Genomic DNA, 17,849 nt, shown 5'->3' on the forward strand with positions numbered 1-17,849 from the left:
TCATCGTGGTAGATCACAACGATCGGAAGGAAACCCCATTCAGCTTCACAGCCAATTTCCGCCACCGATGAGCCGTGAGGGGTTATCGAGCTCGATCGACATTATCGGACCGGGATTCTGAATTTCGCGCCTTGTGTCCGATTGTGATCGGTGTCGAATTGGACGTACCGACCGGTAACGTACTCGCCGGTAATCAATGCCCATGGCCGACGCCGAAATGTCCGTTGTCGCAACGCTACTCGTCAGTATTCCGTCAAGCTTTTGCTGACCTTTTTCGGTGTCGTTCGGAAACAGCAACGAAATGTACTGCCGTAGTTAAGGTTTGACCGAAGCGAGATCAATCACATCGGACCATACCGCCGTTGACATGGTAAGAATCCTGTGACCCGTTAGAATAGGACGACATTCAGACCTGTTCCACGTCCACGACGAGGGATCGGCGGGGTAACGAACGAGATCGAGGTCGATGCGTGGGGGCTGTTACATCGACTCCCGCTCTTGTCCACACAGAAGTCCCTCGAGACCGAGTGTGTCGTTTCGTCCCCAGCAAGCCCGATATGTGAACTAGAACCCGCGGGCGTCACGACGTGCCCGACGTTCGAGAAAGCATTTTCACCCACCTGACGGAGAGAGAAACGTTGTTCAAACGGATTGCAGTAGTGAACAGAGGCGAGGCGGCAGTACGCCTGATCAGGGCCGTCAAGGAACTCAACGCCGAGTTCGACTACGGCATTCGGACGGTCGCCCTCCACACCGAAGCAGAACGCCGCGCAATGTTCGTCAGGCGGGCCGACGAGACCGTCACCCTACGTAAACCCGAGGTCGGATCCGCGTACCTCGATCACACCGAACTCGAGCGGGCACTCGTCGAATCCGGCGCTGACGCCGTGTGGGTCGGCTGGGGCTTCGTCGCCGAAGATCCAGCCTTCGCCGACCTCTGCAAACGACTGGAAATCACTTTCATCGGACCATCCGCCGACGCGATGCGCCTGCTCGGGGACAAAGTCGAGGCGAAACTACTCGCCGAACGGGTGGGTGTTCCCGTCGCGCCGTGGAGCGGTGGACCGGTCGAAACTCGAGCCGACGCTCGCCGGCACGCACAGGCCATCGGCTACCCACTGATCATCAAGGCTCGCAGCGGCGGCGGCGGTCGCGGCATCCGCAAGGTCTACGAGGAGAGCGAACTCGAACTCGCACTCGAACGCACTCAGGGTGAGGCCGAACGCTCGTTCGGCGACCCAGTGGTATTCATCGAACGACTCGTCACCGACGCGCGCCACGTCGAGGTCCAGGTCATCGCCGACAACCACGGCAACGTCTGGGCTCCAGGCGTGCGCGACTGCTCCATCCAGCGTCGCAATCAGAAGGTCATCGAAGAATCCAGCTCGCCGGTCCTGACGCAAGAGCAAGCCGATCACCTGCGCACCGTATCCAGCGAACTCGTACGCGCCGCCTCCTACACGGGCGCCGGGACGGTGGAGTACCTCTACCAGCCCGAGCAGAAGATCTTCACCTTCCTCGAAGTCAACACCCGACTCCAGGTCGAACACCCCATCACCGAGTTCACCACGGGCATCGACCTGGTGAAACTACAAATTCTCGTTGCCAACGGTGATCACCTCGAAGGTGATTGCCCACCCGAGTTCGGCCACGCCGTCGAAGCGCGCCTGAACGCCGAGGATGCCGACAACGGTTTCGCGCCCGCACCGGGAACCGTCGAACTTCTCAAGTTTCCCCTCGGCAGCGGCATCCGTGTCGACACCGGCATCGCACAGGGCGACGTCATTCCCCCCGATTACGACTCCATGGTCGCGAAGGTCATCGCCTGGGGGCGAGACCGGGGTGAAGCACTCGCCCGGCTGCGCAACGCACTGCGCGAGACCACTGTCGTCATCGACGGCGGAACGACCACCAAATCGTTTCTGCTCGATCTACTCGACCGTGAAGAGGTCGTTTCCGCCTCCGCCGACACCGGTTGGCTCGATAGATCCGAGGCAGGCACAGCCACCGGCCCGACGGCCGTGGCAGACATCGCGCTCATCGCAGCGGCAATCGATGCCTACGACGTCCAGGAAGGACGCGAGCGAGCCGCATTCCTGTCCTCGGCCCGCGGTGGCCGTCCTCGTGCAAGCCACACCATCGGCCGAACCGTAGAACTGAACTACCAAGGCCAGGCATACAATCTCGGCGTCGGGCAGATCGGACCGCACCGCTACCGCGTCGATGGAGACAGTGGCGATGTACAGGTCGACATCGAGCGCCTCGGTCAGTACGAGAGCCGCCTCATCCTCGGCAACCGCCGCTATTCGATCGTCACCGTCGCCGGCGCCGCGCACTTCCTCGTCGAAGTGGACGGCATAAGTCATCAGATTAGTCAGGACGAAGCCGGACTGGTCCGAGCTCCAGCGCCCGCCGTCGTCGTTGCCGTCCCGGTTGCGGTCGGCGACGACGTCGAGGCGGGCCAGACCTTGGTCGTGCTCGAGAGCATGAAGATGGAGACCGCTGTCCGGTCGCCGTATGCAGGCCGCGTGCGCGAGGTCTTGGCCTCGGTCAACGGCCAGGTCGATTCCGGCGCCGCGCTGCTGCGCGTCGATCAAGCCGGCGAGCAGAAGGCATCCACACAAACCGCTCGCGTGGAGTTTCGTACCGTGGACCGGCCCGAGGGCGAGACACCGCGATGCAAGGCACTGTCCTATCTCGACGAGTTGTCGGCCCTCATCACAGGTTTCGACGTCAACGCCTCCCGTGTTCAGGCTTTGCTCGCCGACTACGAAACAGTCCGCAACGAGGTTGCGTGTGACGATTCGCAGGTGGTCGACGCAGAGTTGGCACTGTTGAACACATTTGCCGATATGTGTGAACTCTCCCGCAACCGTCCCACCATGGACGAGGAGAACACGGACGAACGGGTTCACAGCCCGCGCGAACACTTCCACTCGTTTCTGCACTCTCTCGACGCTGATATCCAGGGACTGCCGGAATCGTTCCGCGGCAAGCTTTCCCGCGCCCTGCGGCACTACGGTGCCGAGGATCTCGAACGCAGCCCAGAACTCGAAGAGGCCGTATATCGAGTATTCCTCGCACTGCAACGTATCGAGAATCAAGTTCCGGTCGTCTCGGCACTTCTCGATCGTTGGCTGACGGACTCGGCAGCGCAGCCCGCTGCAGGGTCGGCAATCGGCGAGGTTCTCGAGCGCCTGATCGTTGCAACTCAGGCGCGGTACCCCGTCATCGGTGACGTCGCTCGCAACCTGCGCTTCCGCCTTTTCGACGCCCCTTCGATCCGGCGCTCACGCGACCAGGTCCACGACGGGGTTAGGGGCAGCTTGCAGTACCTTGCCGAAAACCCCGGCGCACCGGACTACGCGGCTCGCATCGACGCACTCGTCTCCACCCCTGAGCCGTTGATCGACCTGTTGGGTTCACGGATCGAAGAGCCGGGCGCACTGCTCGAGGTCATCACTCGCCAGTACTACGAGATTCGCGATCTCGAAGACGTCAAGGCATTCGACCGGGACGGGGTTCGTTTCGTCACCGGCAATTTCGACCTCGCCGGCGAGCGACTCCAGTTGGTTTCGGCCGCAACCACGTTCGCTTCGCTGTCCGAGACTATCGATGCGATCGACGACATCGCCGGGCCTGCTCCGGAACACCTTGCAGTCGACCTGTACCTTGCGTGGCCCGACGCCCCTGCCAGCGGCGACGACATCGCGAGCACCATCCAGGCCGTTCTCACCGAACATCCCCGAACCAAAAATTGGCGTCGGATCACGATCACCGTATGCGGCGCCGATGTTCGCCATGTAACGTTCCGACGCCCGAGCGTCGAGGGTTCCGAACCGCTGGCCGAGGATCTTGTCATTCGCGACATGCATCCGCTGACAGGACAGCGCCTGGACCTCTGGCGCCTCAAGAACTTCGACGGCACCCGGCTTCCTGCCACGCCCGGAACTTACCTGTTCCATCTGACGGCGAAGGAGAACCCGTCCGACGAGCGGTTGATGGCTCTTGCCGAAATTCGCGGGGTGACAACGCAACTCGATGACAACGGCGTCGTCGTCGCTGTTCCCGAGATCGAAAGGACAGTCGCCTCCTGCCTCGACGGGATCCGGCGCGCCCAGAGCCAGCGGGGTAAGAACAGGCTCGACGCGAACCGTGTCACCCTCTACGTGTGGCCGGTACTCGATGCACCCGAGGATCGCCTCGCGGCAATTGCACGGCACATTGCGCCGTCCACCATCGGTGCCGGGCTCGAAGAAATCACGATGATCGCCAGGCTCAGGAACGGACCGAGTGCGCCTGTTCGCGAGGTCGCAATCCGATTCTCGTATCGCTCCGGCGCGGGTGTCGTCGCCAAGGTCACCGACAGGCCGACCGAGCCACTGCGTCCACTGGACGAGTACACCCAGAAGGTTCAGCGCTCGCAGGCACGCGGAACCGTGTACCCGTACGAATTGATCCCGTTGCTCACGGGCTCGGGTGGCACGTTCACCGAGTACGACTTCGACGAATCCGCCACTCTGGCGCCTGTCGATCGACCGTACGGCCGGAATACGGCGGGCATCATCGTCGGACTCGTGTCGACTCCGTCCGACCGCTATCCCGAGGGCGTCACCCGAGTTGCCTTGTTCGGTGACCCGACCAAGTCGCTGGGAACCGTTGCCGAGGCCGAGTGCTCGCGGATCGTCGCAGCAATCGACCTTGCCGAGCGCATCGGCGCTCCGGTCGAGTGGTTCGCCCTTTCCTCCGGTGCCACCATCTCGATGAGTACCGGCACCGAGAACATGGACTGGGTATCGCGTGGGCTTCGTCGCATCATCACGTTCACGCAGGCAGGCGGCGAGATCAACATCGTCGTCGCAGGCATCAACGTCGGCGCACAGCCGTACTGGAATGCCGAGGCCACGATGTTGGCGCACACCAAGGGCATCCTGGTGATGACCCCGGACAGTGCCATGGTCCTGACCGGCAAGCAGTCACTCGACTACTCCGGCGGAGTCTCAGCCGAGGACAACTTCGGCATCGGCGGCTACGACCGAGTCATGGGCCCGAACGGCCAGGCACAGTACTGGGCGCCGAATCTGCGTGCCGCATGTGAGGTGCTGTTCGCGCACTACGAGCATGCCTACACCGCACCGGGTGAGAAGTTCCCGCGACGCGCACTCACCACCGACCCGACCGAACGCGACGTGCGGAGCTACCCCCACGTGCACCCGGCGAGCGACTTCACCACCGTGGGTGACATCTTCTCCTCTGCCACCAACCCGGATCGTAAGAAGCCGTTCGACATTCGCACGGTCATGCGTGCCGTCGTCGACCAGGATCACTCGATCCTCGAACGCTGGGCAGACATGGCCGACGCGGACACTTCGGTCGTCTTCGACGCCCACCTGGCGGGGATTCCGGTCAGTGTCATCGGCATCGAATCGCGTGCAATCCCGCGTAAGGGATGGTTCCCGTCCGACGGACCCGACCAGTGGACTTCGGGCACACTGTTTCCGAATTCCTCGAAGAAGACTGCGCGAGCCATCAACGCCGCCAGCGGCTCTCGGCCGATCGTGGTGCTCGCCAACCTGTCCGGGTTCGACGGTTCACCGGAGTCCCTACGCAACATTCAGCTCGAGTACGGTGCCGAAATCGGCCGTGCGATAGTCAACTTCGACGGCCCAATCGTGTTCTGTGTCGTATCGCGCTACCACGGAGGCGCATTCGTGGTGTTCTCCGGAGCACTCAACGACAACATGGAGGTATTGGCGGTCGAGGGATCGTTCGCTTCGGTTCTCGGTGGCGCACCGGCCGCGGCAGTGGTGTTCACGCGGGACGTCAACGCCAGGACCGCTGCCGACCCGCGAGTCCTCGACATCGAGGCGAAGCTGACAGCCGCCGAGACGGACGCCGAACGAGCTCGCATCCGTGTCGAGTTGGCAACCGAACGCGGCAACGTCCGCAACTCGAAACTCGGTGAAGTGGCCGCCGAATTCGAGGCGATCCACAACATTCAACGCGCACAGAAGGTCGGCTCGGTGGACCATATCGTCCCCGCTGCCGAGCTACGTCCGCAGATCATCGCTGCCATAGAGCGTGGAATGGCTCGCGCGCAGTAGAAAGTTCACATACGAATGCACCCCCGCCCGCTCTGCGGCCGGGGGTGCATTCGTATCTGTTCTCCTGACCGGCGCGTAGCCGAGAACAGCTCAGTCGGACAGGCTTCGGTTACTTCGAAAACGACGTGCAGAGCCGGTGATCGGGTCTTCGAATTCGACCGCCCTCGCGAGAAGCCTCAAGGGTTCGGTGAAATCGTCGCCCGGTACCGACCGGAACTCTGGATAGAACGGATCGCCTTCGATGGGTATACCCATCGAAGACAGGTGAATTCGTAGCTGGTGCGTCTTGCCCGTCTTCGGAAAGAGTCGATAGCGCGCGCGTTCACCCAGGACCTCGATCAGTTCGACCCGTGTTTCACTGTTCGGCTCGCCCGGTTCCTCATGGGCGACCATGACCCCGTGTTCTTTGATGATTCGACTCCGAACAACCCGCGGGAATTCCAGTGTCGGATCGTGAGGCGCGATCGCCTCGTACTCCTTGAGTACCGATCTCGACGAAAAGAGCTCCTGGTACGGCCGTCGTAGTTCCTTGGTACGGGTGAAGATGAGAACTCCCGCCGTCGCCCGATCGAGCCGATGGGCCGGCGTGAGGTCTGGACAGTCGAACATCCGACGCGCACGCACCGTCGCAGTCTCTGTGACATGCCTGCCGCGAGGGATCGTTGCCAGAAAATGGGGCTTGTCGACCACGACGATGCCGTCACCGTCGTAGAGTACGTCCATCTCGAACGGCACCGGAGTCTCAGGCACCGGATCTCGATAGAAGTAAACGAATCGTCCAGGAGCATAAGAACTTTCACTGTCCCACGGCCGCCCCTTCTCGTCGACGACCTCACCGGAGGTCATCGACTGCTCCCACGAATCAGCCGGGTGGTCGCGGCTGAGGTACTCGAACACGGTCTTCGAGGACTCCTGGTGTGGAAGCCGAATGCGCAACGGCGCCAAACCATGCCGAAACGGAAGTGGCTCAGGCACAATCGACACAGACCAGGCGGAGCCCGCGGCCCTCGTCGTCGTCGTCGTCGAAATCCTGGTACCGGGAAGTCGGGTTCGAACACATCGTGCAGCGGCCGATCACTGACGTGTGGTCGGAGAAGTCGATACTCATGCGCTTGTCGAAGACGTACAGCGACCCCTCCCACAGTGCATCGTCGCCGTAGGCCTCGGCGTAGCGCACTATTCCGCCGTCGAGCTGATAGACCTCTTCGAAACCTCGTGAGCGCATCAGCGAAGAAAGCACCTCGCATCGCACCCCACCGGTGCAGTAAGTGACGACGGGACTCTTCTTCAGATGATCGAACTGCCCCGAGTCGAGTTGCGCAACGAAGTCGCGGGTGGTCTCCACCTCGGGCACCACAGCGTTCTTGAATTTGCCGATCTGCGCCTCGAACGCATTGCGGCCATCGAAGAAGACGACGTCATCACCACGACGATCGACGAGTTCGTTCACCTCAGCGGGGCTCAGGTGCACTCCCCCGCCGACCACTCCGTCTGCGTCGACCTTCAGTTCCTCGGCTGCCCCGAAGGTCACGATCTCCGACCGGACCTTGACCGAAAGCCGAGGGAAGTCCTCACCCAGTCCCTCCGACCATTTGATGTCGGCGTCTTTGAAGGCCGGGTAGCTCCGCGTTCCTCGCACATAACGCTTGACGTCGGCGAGTTCGCCGCCGACGGTCGCATTGATCCCATGCTCGGAGATGATGATCCGGCCACCGAGATTGCTGGACGCGGCCAGCGTGTGCTGCCACAGCCGGATCGCCTCCGGGTCCGGTAGCGGGGTGAATACGTAGAACAACACGATTTTCGGTACAGCCATAGGTGCAAGTATGCCGGTGCTTACCTGAGTCGGTATCAGGAGCGACTACGCACGAACAGGTAGAGCAACCGGATCCACCCGAGCCAACCCGTCGGACACAGCGAATCCCGCACCCCAATAGACGCCGCTGAGCGGGTCTTCCTTGGCATCGAGGTACCAGTGATCCATCTGGACGCCCGAGGGTGTCACGTCGAAGACGCCGAACCCATGACTATCGAGGTCGACGTATTTGATGTGGCGGTTGAGCGTGGTCAAGGCGGTCTCGGCGACTCTACTGAGCGTGTGCGGGTCCGTCTTCGTCAGATCGTCGATGTTCGCCGAGGACACCGAGGTGACGACGAGCTCGGTGGCGACGGCACCGGTCTGGAAGTAGCGTGCTGCGTCGACTGGAACGTCGCATGCCCACGACGAGTGAATATCGCCGGTGATGAAGACGGTGTTGCGCACGTTCTTCTCCGCGATCGCACCGAGCAGCCGCTTACGGTCCGCGGTGTACCCGTCCCATGGATCGGCGTTGTACGGCAACCCACCAGTGGGAATCCCGAGCAGTCCGGTCAGCGCGGCAGACGCTTCGCTCTCGAGCGGAGGGAGCAGAACCGGGCTGATCATGACCGGATTCCCGACGATCTTCCACTGCGTCGGCGAGCTCACCAGCCCCTCGGTGAGCCACTCCATCTGGTCCGCCCCGGTGATCGTGCGATTCGGGGAATCGACGTCGCCGCCCTGGAAAGGCATCACCTGCTGGGACCGATAGGTCCGCAAATCCAGCATCGACAGCTCGAGCAACTTTCCGAAGCGCAACCGTCGGTAGATGTGGCGATTCTGCGGGGTACCGGCTGCGCGTACGGGCATCCATTCGAAATAGGCCTGTACCGAGTTCGCCTTACGAACCGACCACGGCCCCTCGGTCTCGGGCTGATGAGTCTGAGCGCCACCGTCGTACGCATCGTTGGCCGATTCGTGGTCGTCCCACGTGCAGATCCACGGCACCCCGCGGTGAGCAGCTTTGAGATCCGGATCGGACTTGTACTGACCATGCCGGATCCGGTAGTCCTGCAAGCTGACGATCTCGTGCACCGGATCGTGCTGCCGAACGACGCCGTTCTTGCCCGCGAAACCACCGGTCTCGTACTCGTAGATGTAGTCGCCGAGATGGATGATCGCGTCGAGATCGGTGCGTGTGGCCAGATGGCGGTAGGCGCCGAAGAATCCGGACTCCCAGTTGGAGCACGAGACGACACCGAACCTGAGTCCGTCGAGTTCGGCGTCGTTGGCCGGGGCTGTACGGGTCGTGCCGACAACGGACTGCGTGCCTGCCGCGTCACCACCCTGGACTTCGAAGCTGTAGTAGTAAGTCGTCGCCGGCGAAAGGCCGTCGACGTCGACTTTGACCGTGTGATCGGAGTCCGGGCTCGTCGAGACGGTACCACTGCGGACGATCTCCGTCAGCTCCAGGTCGGTGGCCACTCTCCATCGAACCTCCGTCGCAGGTCCGATACCGGAACCGGGGACGGCATCAGGGGTCGGAGTTACCCGAGTCCACAGAATGACGGCGTCGGGCAACGGATCACCCGAGGCGACGCCGTGCTGGAACGGGACGAACGACCTCTCTTCCGCGTGAGCGAGAACCGGGGCCGCCGAAGCCACTCCGACCGCTGCCACTGCGATGGACGAGGACCTGATAAATCCACGCCTGGACACACCTTTTTTCACGGTCACGCCACAAGTTGATGTGATCGAGAGGCCGCGGTCAAGTCAGGCTGGCCATCGAGGGTAAAGATTCACTTTCAGCTCACGCGGCGTTCGACTACAGGCACCTGACCGACGGAGAGTTTGCGCTTCCCCCGACTCGAGCACTCTGCGTCCATGGCCCTCTCCGCTCCGCTCTGGTTGTTCGGTGATCAACTCGGCCCGCACTTTCACTCGACGAGTGAGCACATCCATCGCGATGTCCTGCTTATCGAGAGTGCGCGAGTGTGCCGGACACGTCCGTTCCATCGACAGAAGTTGCATCTGGTCCTCTCGGGGATGCGACACCTCGCCGCAGAACTGGGCGAGCGCTCGACCTATCTGAAGACCGAAACGTACCGAGACGGCCTCGAACAGTACGGGCGGCCGGTACTGGTGTTCGAGCCCACCTCGCACGCTGCGGAGCGCTTCGTACAGAGACTTCTCGACGAGGGCGTCGTACTGGATGTGTTGCCGACACCGATGTTCGCGTTGAGTCGAACAGATTTCGCAGAGTGGGCCGGCAATCGCAATCAGTTTCGCCTCGAGGCGTTCTACCGCGACCAGCGCAGACGCTTCGAAGTGCTCATGGCAGGTGAGGAGCCGGTCGACGGAGTGTGGAACCTCGATGCGGACAATCGCGAACCACCTCCGAAGAAGCGCTCGACACTCGGCGTCGATCCGCCGTGGTGGCCGAGCGAGGATGACATCGACGACTCCGTCCGCGCGGACTTGAATGCTCTGGACCTCCCGACCGTCGGACAGGACGGCCCGCGACTGTTCGCTGTGACAGCCGACGAGGCCCGGAAAGCTCTGCAGCACTTCGTCTCTTATCGTCTCGCCGACTTCGGCAAATACGAGGACGCCGTGATGAGTCAGGACTGGGCGATGGCGCATTCACTACTGTCGGTGCCGCTCAACATGGGACTGCTCGAACCTCTGGAGGTAGTCGAGGCCGCCGAGCAGGCTTGGCGCGACGGCGATGCCCCACTCGCCTCGGTGGAAGGATTCATCCGCCAGGTGCTCGGCTGGCGAGAGTACGTTTGGCACCTGTACTGGCATTTCGGCCCGGAGTACCTCGACCGCAACGAGCTGGCTGCCCATGAGCCACTGCCGAAATGGTTCACCGAACTCGACGGTGAACACCCGATCGCGGCGTGCCTGTCGCACACTCTGACGGAACTGAATACGCGCGGCTGGGTGCACCACATCCCCAGGCTGATGATCCTCGGCAACTTCGCACTCCAGCGCGGATACGATCCGAAAGCATTGACCGAATGGTTTGCCACCGCATTCGTCGACGGATTCGCCTGGGTCATGCCGGTCAACGTGATCGGCATGAGCCAGCATGCCGACGGCGGGTTGATCGCTACGAAGCCGTACGCATCGGGTGGCGCGTACCTCGATCGCATGACCGATCATTGCGGTGGGTGCGAATACAACCCGAAGAAGCGCCTCGGCCCGGATGCGTGCCCGTTCACGGCCGGGTACTGGTCGTTCGTACACCGCCACCGGGATCGGCTGGCGAAGAACCATCGAACTGCGCGGCAGGTGTCACAGATGCACCGACTCGCCGATCTCGACCAGGTACTCGAACAGGAATCCTTATCTTCACCCCCGCCACGGCCGTCTGTCACGTCGTAGGACTGTCGGCGTGTCGGCTTGGCTTGCACGTGAGCGGATGGTTGCCTGCACCTGTACGGGAGGTGGGTGTCATGGCTCGGACGCAGAAGGTGTTATTGCCGGACGGCGGGGTGACCTGGACTGTCCTCGACCGCGAGTACGCAGTGGTGGATCCTGTCGAGGAGTGGCTGGAGTGGCTTCGGGTCGCGTGCGCTTTCAGCCCCAACACCGTGAAGGCGTACTCCCGTGGGCTCGCATTGTGGTGGCACTACCTCGAACAGACCGGCGTCGACTGGCGCGATCCTGGACTGACCGCTCTGAGCGGATTCATCGGCTGGCTCGCCGGCGGGAATCTCCCCACCACTCGCCTACCTCCGGCCAAGCCCACCACCTGCGGACCGCGCACAGTGTCACTACGCTTAGCGGCGCTAGCCTCGTTCTACGAATGGTCCGAACGCCAATACGGCACGGTGGCACCACGATTGGGACGTGCGAGACGCGAGCCGGAGTTCCAATCGTTCTTGGCGCACCTGCGGAACAGGCGTCGCGATCGACCCGCCGTACTCGTTCCGCGCCGCCGCTGGCACACCGGTCCGACACCGGTGTTCCTGCCGGTGCATGTGCAACGGATCTTCGATACCGCAGCGACATTCGATCCGGCCAACCGGTCGTGGACCGGGAATCTGCGTGACCGTTTACTGTTCGAAATACTCGCAGAGACCGGTCTTCGTCTCGGAGAAGCGTTGGGGCTGCGCCACGAGGACTGGATAGTCGGTCGCGGGTCCACGCCCTACATCGAGGTCGTACCTCGCGACGACAATTCCAACGGTGCCCGGGTGAAGAACCTGAAAGGTCGGCGTGTGTTCGTATCCGACCGGCTCGAGCGGCTGTACGGGGATTTCCTCTACGAGGTCGGCGATCTCGCCGACCGCCGCGGCTTACCGCTTCGTGACACCGATCCCGTGCTGGTCAATACCGTTGGCGGGCAACTGCTGTCGGCGATGACACCGAGCGGTGTCTACCGGGTCGTCGAGAGGCTGCACCGCCGCCTCGGGAACAGCGTCCCCACAGGCTGGACTCCGCACTGGTTCCGGCATACCCACGCCACCGCGCTACTTCTGAGCGGTGTCCCCGAACATGTCGTCATGCGCCGACTCGGTCATGCCCAGGTCCAGACCACCCTGGACCTCTACGGGTGGGTGACCGAAGAAGCCGAGCTGCGCAGCGTGGCGGAGTGGCGCAAGTACGCGCAAGGATGGGCACTGCCAGCGGTGCCCGGCTATGCAACGGAACCGGAGGTTCGATGAAGTCTGCTGCGCTGCCGCTGCCCGAACACACACCAGCCGGGGTGACCGACCAGGACCTGTGGGAACTCGTACCCGAACATCTCAGGCCAGGAGAAACGCTCGACATGCTGGCCTGGCCGTGGCACGAGGTGATCTACCACTACGGAACCCGAACTCACCGGTACGTCCCACTCGATGTCCCCGACCCGATCCGTCACGAATTCATCTGGTGGCTGTGGTCCCTGCATGCCACCGGTGAACGGGTCGCGCCAGCCGCAGTCTCGGCGTGGATGCATCAGATCGCGCAGATCAGCACCTCGCGGGTCCAGCAAGGCCAGCCACCGATCGCCTCTGTCCTCGATCTGGACCTCGACACGTGGATCGCCGAAGCCCGATCAGCGTTCACCGCCCGCCACCAGCGGCTTCCGGGCGCACGGTTCAGCCAAAACCACCTGCAGATCATGCGCCGCCTGCGGCGGGCGGTCGGCATCGCCTACCACGAACAAGCATGGTGGCAGGCCGAGCTGTGGGACCCCATCCATGACCCCCGAATACCAGCGCGTCGACACGAACCGCGCGGTCAAGCCACCGTCGACTGATCGAGTGTGGAACCGGACTGGCTGCGCGCGGCCGGGCAATGGTGGCTCGGAACCCTCATCAACGCCGACCGGATTCGGTGGGGCAGCGTAGGCCGATACCGGACCTCGTTGACTGCTCATTTCGGGCCGTTTCTGATCGAACGCGGCATCGACAGTCCCGTACTGGTCACCGACCCGGCGACGATGCTGCGCCCGTTCGCGAACGACTTCCTCGGATGGCTACGCACCCGCCGCGCCGCCAATGGACCCAACAGGGGTCAGCCGTTGTCCAACAAGACGATCTCCCTCACCCAGACGGCGGTGAACTCGATGTACGCCTTCTTCGTCGAACACCGCGACGAAGCAGCGTTCGTGCTCGGCGACCCGCGGTGGCGTGAGTTGACCGAACGCCACCTCGTGATGTGGCCGCGGGGAGAAACGATCTCGGTCAGGCGCTCCGACGACGCACCCGAATACCTCGACGAACACGACCTCAGCCGCGTCACCGCACACCTGGATTTGATCGGTTTACCGGTATCGGAAAGCCGCACCATTGTGGTCGACGGGCGCGAGAGAGAAGTGTTCGGGCTCGGCGATCCGCAGGTCATGCGCGCCTATCTGCTGCTGATCCTCACCGGGCGGCGCGTCAACGAGATCCTGATGCTCGATCCGCAGCCGCTGAGCTCCCTACTCACGACACCCGGAGGACACCCCGATCCGCAGAACACCGAATCCGAAGCCCCAGTGTCGGAGTTCTTCGTGGCACGGCTGCGCTACCAGCAAACCAAGATCGATGGGGCCCCGAACACGATCCCGGTCGAGCAGGCCGTAGTGAACATCATTCGCGAGCAACAGGACTGGGTTCGCGACACCATCCTCCCGACGTTGACCGATGGCGCGGAACCGAAGTACCTCTTCCTCGCCCGCAAAAGCAACCAACGTGGCCAACGCCCCCTCGGCGGCATCAGGCAGCGACTGACCGACCTCGCCGCACTGATCGAGCTCCGCGACAAACACGGACGGCCCGTCGATTTCCAGCGCACCCACCGGCTGCGGCATACCAAAGCCACTCAGATGCTCAACGCAGGCACACCACTGCACGTCGTGCAACGCTATCTCGGTCACGTCTCACCGGAGATGACGCTGCGCTACGCGAAAACACTCGCCAGCACTCACGAACAAGAATTCCTGAGACTGACATTGATCGGCACCGACGGGCGTGACCACGACATCGACCAACACGCACTACTCGACGTCCTGCAACTCGATCAACGCACCGACCGGATCCTGCCCAACGGTTACTGTCTGCTGCCGCGCCCGAAAACCTGCGAACGGGGCAACGCGTGCCTCACGTGCGGCGAATTCGCCACCAACGCCACCTACCTGACCGAACTCGAAGATCAACGGCACTCGACACTGCAACTGATCGAAACCCGCCGCACACAACACTTCCAGCGCACCGGCAAGCACATGACCGACGACAACATCTGGCTCAGCGCCCGCCGCAGCGAAGTCGCCGCACTAACCCTGATCATCGCCAACCTCGCCGACGGCGACGAATCGAACACCGTGCAAGGAGCCGGCGTCGACGGCCGACAAGCGATGCGCAAGGCAGCGGAGCCGCGGAAACCGATCGACCTGCCATTGGGCCCCCGCCCGAGAGGACCTCTGCCATGACGCTCAACGCCGAACAACGCCGCCAACTGCTCCGCCGGTCCGCCGAAGCCCGTACTACCGCCGCCGTCGAGAAGGCATCGAAAGCAATTGCCGCACTGAACAAACGAGGGGAAGCAGTGAACTTCCGCAAGGTGGCACGCGAAGGCAACGTCAGCCTCGACTTTCTCTACCGCAACACCGAACTCCGAGAGACGATCACCCGCCTGCGCACCCGCAATCAACCAGCACCAGCCACGCCGGTCTCCCCGGACACCCTGAGCACGATCGTGCTCAGCCTCACCCGTCAACTCGGCGAAGCGAAAGCCGAGATCACCCGGCTGCATGCCGCGCTCGCCGCGGCGCACGGCGAGAACCTCGCACTACGCCGAACCACGACCACGCCCCGGTACGAGCCTGCGACGTGATTGGTGCGCCTCCCTTTGCTGCTGTGACTCTTCACTTCTCATGCTGCTCCGCGACCCTCGCTCACATATGGACGTAACCGATCTCGACCAGGCGTACGAACAAATCTCACCCAGGGCGCAGATGAGTTGTGTATGCAGTGCACACCTCGTTGCTGACGGAAGGCTGTTTTGCCGACCGTCGACAGGGAACTTGGCTGGGTATAGTGGCAGCAGTTAGACCTTTAGCAAAAACACAACGGTCGGTTTTAGTGGCAGAATGTTCTGCGTGAAGGACCAACGTCGTTCCTGGCTACTCATCGATGCAATGGATCCGGAACAGCCCTGTGTGCTCGCCGTGGGTCAGTCTCAACGTTCAGCAAAGGCGCTCACCGCGGTCCTTCGGGGCCCCAACTGCAAGCGTGCATTGGATACAGTCTCGAACGTCGCTAATCTGCGAACGGGTGCATCGGAGGAGCAGCTGCCTCAGGATCTGGTGTTACGCGCCGAGCCGATTGTCGCCGAGGACGGACACGTCCCAGGGGTGTGGCTTGGCATCTTCGGACAGAGGGTGCCGCTCCCCGATCGGGGACCTGTGCTCGCTTTTCGGTGGAACGTCACGAAAGGCCTGACGGAAAGTGAGATTGGAGTTGCCGAACGTCTCCACATGGTCGACTACGGAACCGATGCGGGTGCAATTCTCAGCGTCCTTGCGGCACCGCGGTATGCGACAGGGTTCGACTCGGTAGTGCTCGACCGTAACGAGATCCCACACCAGAGATTTCGTGTTCGTGCACGCATCGACGACGCGGTGGTCAGCGGACACGTCAGCAGTGGCAGTGGGAGCACTGACCGGTTCCTCTCCGGACTTTCAATTCCCCTGCCTGAACATGTCGACGGGCCAATTGACGGGCGAGAAAGTCACGACGGTTTGGTTGCGCAAGCGAGTTCCAGAGTCGGCGTCCACCGTGCTGTGGTCAGGTCGCAAGATCTGGAACTGCTGCATTGGTACGACGAACCGCCCACCGGGACCGCTTGGCGGTACCGGGACCGAAGAGGTAAGAGCTTGTTCAATCCGATCGATATGACGTCACTCCCATCTGAAACCCGCCCCGAGACGGCTATGCGACGTGGAACGGTGCGGCTTCTACATCAGAATGGGCAGTATCAAGCGTTTCACTGTGAATTGAAGCCAATCCCTGACGTCGAAAATGCTTCTCTCGCAACATTTACCGTAATTCGCAGATCCGTGGCGTAGCGGATCGGTATCGGCTACTATTCGAGATCTCTCGCACTTACCGAAGTACCCGGGTCATTCTTGTGGAGATCGGGATGGCCTTGACCGCCTAGCCTCGTGCTTTCACAGAGGTGAGGATCTGATCTGTGTCGAAAACGAAGAAAGGTGCTCCCACCTGCGATAATTCGACTTGTCTAAGGTTGAATACACGCTGGAACAAGGAGCACCCTTCTGGTGAGCAAGTCTACGTCGTCGTACCCCACCCTGTCCGTTGATGCCACCGGAACCGGTGTCGTGTCGCACGCCGGTGCAGTGACTTTGCTGCGCACGGCGGAAGTGACGGGATTGACCGCAGCGTTGTCGAAGCAGCTCGTGTCGTGGCGGAAACCGTTGGCGCAGTTCGACCCCGGCAAGATCGTCCTCGACCTCGCAGTGTCGCTGGCCCTCGGTGGGGATTGCCTCGCCGACATCGCCACCCTGCGTGAACACGCTGCCGTCTTCGGAAGAGTTCCCTCCGATCCCACCGTCTCCCGCCTGATCACGGCATTGACCACCGACACCGCCTCGGTGCTCACCGCGATCGACACCGCCCGAGCATCCGCTCGCACCGCGGCGTGGAAACACGCCGGCGAGCACGCTCCCGATCACGACATCACCGCCAAGAATCCGATCGTCATCGACCTCGATGCCACCCTCGTCGCGGCCCACTCGGACAAGGAGTCTGCTGCACCGACGTACAAACGAGGCTATGGATTTCATCCCCTGATGGCGTTCGTCGACCACGGCACCAGCGGGACCGGTGAACCTGTCGCGGCGCTGCTGCGGCCCGGTAACGCCGGATCGAACACAGCGGCAGATCATATCGAGGTCACTCGGAAAGCGTTGGCACAGTTACCCTCCACCAGCAGCACACGCCCCGGCAAGAAGGTGCTCATTCGTACCGACGGTGCCGGCGCGAGCCACAAATACCTCACCTGGCTCCACAACCAACGGGTCTCGTATTCGATCGGATTCGGGCTCACCGATGCGATGGTCACCGCACTCGCCGACGCTCCCGAGGACGCCTGGTCGGTCGCCGTCGACGCACAGAAGAAAGTCCGTGACGGTGCCTGGGTCATCGACGCCACCGGCATCGTGGACCTCACCGCCTGGCCGGAGGGGATGCGCGTGGTCATCAGAAAAGAACGACCACACCCCGGTGCTCAACTACGGTTCACCGATGCCGACGGCCTGCGGTTGACTGCGTTCGCCACCAACACCGTCGGCGGGAAGGTCCAGGATCTCGAACTTCGTCACCGTCGCCGTGCGCGCTGCGAGGACCGGATCCGCGTCGCGAAGGACACCGGTCTCACCAACTTCCCGTTGCACGGCTTCGATCAAAACCGCATCTGGCTGGCTATCGTGCAACTCGCCCTCGACC

General features: G+C 62.5%; 11 protein-coding genes. 8 read left to right on the forward strand and 3 right to left on the reverse strand.

Annotation, left to right across the window (positions count from 1 at the left end; genetic code table 11):
• The first annotated feature begins 638 nt into the window (after positions 1-638).
• Positions 639-6,104: a carboxyl transferase domain-containing protein gene (locus BJI47_RS17660; RefSeq protein ID WP_088944976.1), complete on the forward strand. Its 5,466-nt coding sequence runs from the start codon at positions 639-641 to the stop codon at positions 6,102-6,104.
• A 90-nt stretch (positions 6,105-6,194) separates the two neighbouring features.
• Here the strand turns inward: BJI47_RS17660 and BJI47_RS17665 are convergent, their stop codons facing one another.
• The 3 genes from BJI47_RS17665 to BJI47_RS17675 are packed head-to-tail and all read right to left on the reverse strand — an operon-like array spanning position 6,195 to position 9,639.
• The gene (locus BJI47_RS17665; protein WP_088944977.1) at positions 6,195-7,082 is read right to left on the reverse strand and encodes a pseudouridine synthase; all 888 of its coding nucleotides are present in this window, start codon (positions 7,080-7,082) and stop codon (positions 6,195-6,197) included.
• Positions 7,072-7,920 (reverse strand): rhodanese-related sulfurtransferase, encoded by an 849-nt coding sequence (locus BJI47_RS17670; protein WP_088944967.1) that lies wholly within the window; start codon positions 7,918-7,920, stop codon positions 7,072-7,074. Before BJI47_RS17670 ends, BJI47_RS17665 begins: the two co-directional genes overlap by 11 nt.
• Before the next feature lie 45 nt (positions 7,921-7,965).
• Positions 7,966-9,639, reverse strand: coding sequence for an alkaline phosphatase (locus BJI47_RS17675; RefSeq protein ID WP_088944968.1), 1,674 nt, complete (start codon positions 9,637-9,639; stop codon positions 7,966-7,968).
• A 147-nt stretch (positions 9,640-9,786) separates the two neighbouring features.
• Here BJI47_RS17675 and BJI47_RS17680 point away from each other — a divergent pair, with 147 nt between their 5' ends.
• The 7 genes from BJI47_RS17680 to BJI47_RS17710 form a co-directional block, all read left to right on the forward strand.
• Positions 9,787-11,292, forward strand: a complete 1,506-nt coding sequence (locus BJI47_RS17680) for a cryptochrome/photolyase family protein (protein ID WP_088944969.1) — start codon at positions 9,787-9,789, stop codon at positions 11,290-11,292.
• A gap of 71 nt (positions 11,293-11,363) precedes the next feature.
• Positions 11,364-12,578: a tyrosine-type recombinase/integrase gene (locus BJI47_RS17685; RefSeq protein ID WP_088944978.1), complete on the forward strand. Its 1,215-nt coding sequence runs from the start codon at positions 11,364-11,366 to the stop codon at positions 12,576-12,578.
• Entirely contained in the window at positions 12,575-13,156 is a 582-nt protein-coding gene (locus tag BJI47_RS17690; protein WP_088944970.1) for a hypothetical protein, read from the forward strand. The genes BJI47_RS17685 and BJI47_RS17690 overlap by 4 nt, the downstream gene beginning before the upstream one ends.
• Positions 13,157-13,162: 6 nt before the next feature.
• Positions 13,163-14,812 carry a tyrosine-type recombinase/integrase gene (locus BJI47_RS17695; RefSeq protein ID WP_088944971.1) on the forward strand — a complete coding sequence of 550 codons (1,650 nt, stop codon included), beginning with the start codon at positions 13,163-13,165 and terminating at the stop codon, positions 14,810-14,812.
• Positions 14,809-15,216 (forward strand): DUF6262 family protein, encoded by a 408-nt coding sequence (locus BJI47_RS17700; RefSeq protein WP_088944972.1) that lies wholly within the window; start codon positions 14,809-14,811, stop codon positions 15,214-15,216. Before BJI47_RS17695 ends, BJI47_RS17700 begins: the two co-directional genes overlap by 4 nt.
• 265 nt (positions 15,217-15,481) lie before the next feature.
• Positions 15,482-16,450, forward strand: a complete 969-nt coding sequence (locus BJI47_RS17705; protein ID WP_125458749.1) for a GAF domain-containing protein — start codon at positions 15,482-15,484, stop codon at positions 16,448-16,450.
• 213 nt (positions 16,451-16,663) lie between these two features.
• A partial coding sequence (locus BJI47_RS17710) for an IS1380 family transposase (RefSeq protein ID WP_088942103.1) occupies positions 16,664-17,849 on the forward strand: 1,186 nt, incomplete at its 3' end.

It is taken from the genome of Rhodococcus sp. 1168, assembly GCF_002091955.1.
In the GTDB taxonomy this organism is placed as follows: Bacteria; Actinomycetota; Actinomycetes; order Mycobacteriales; family Mycobacteriaceae; genus Rhodococcoides.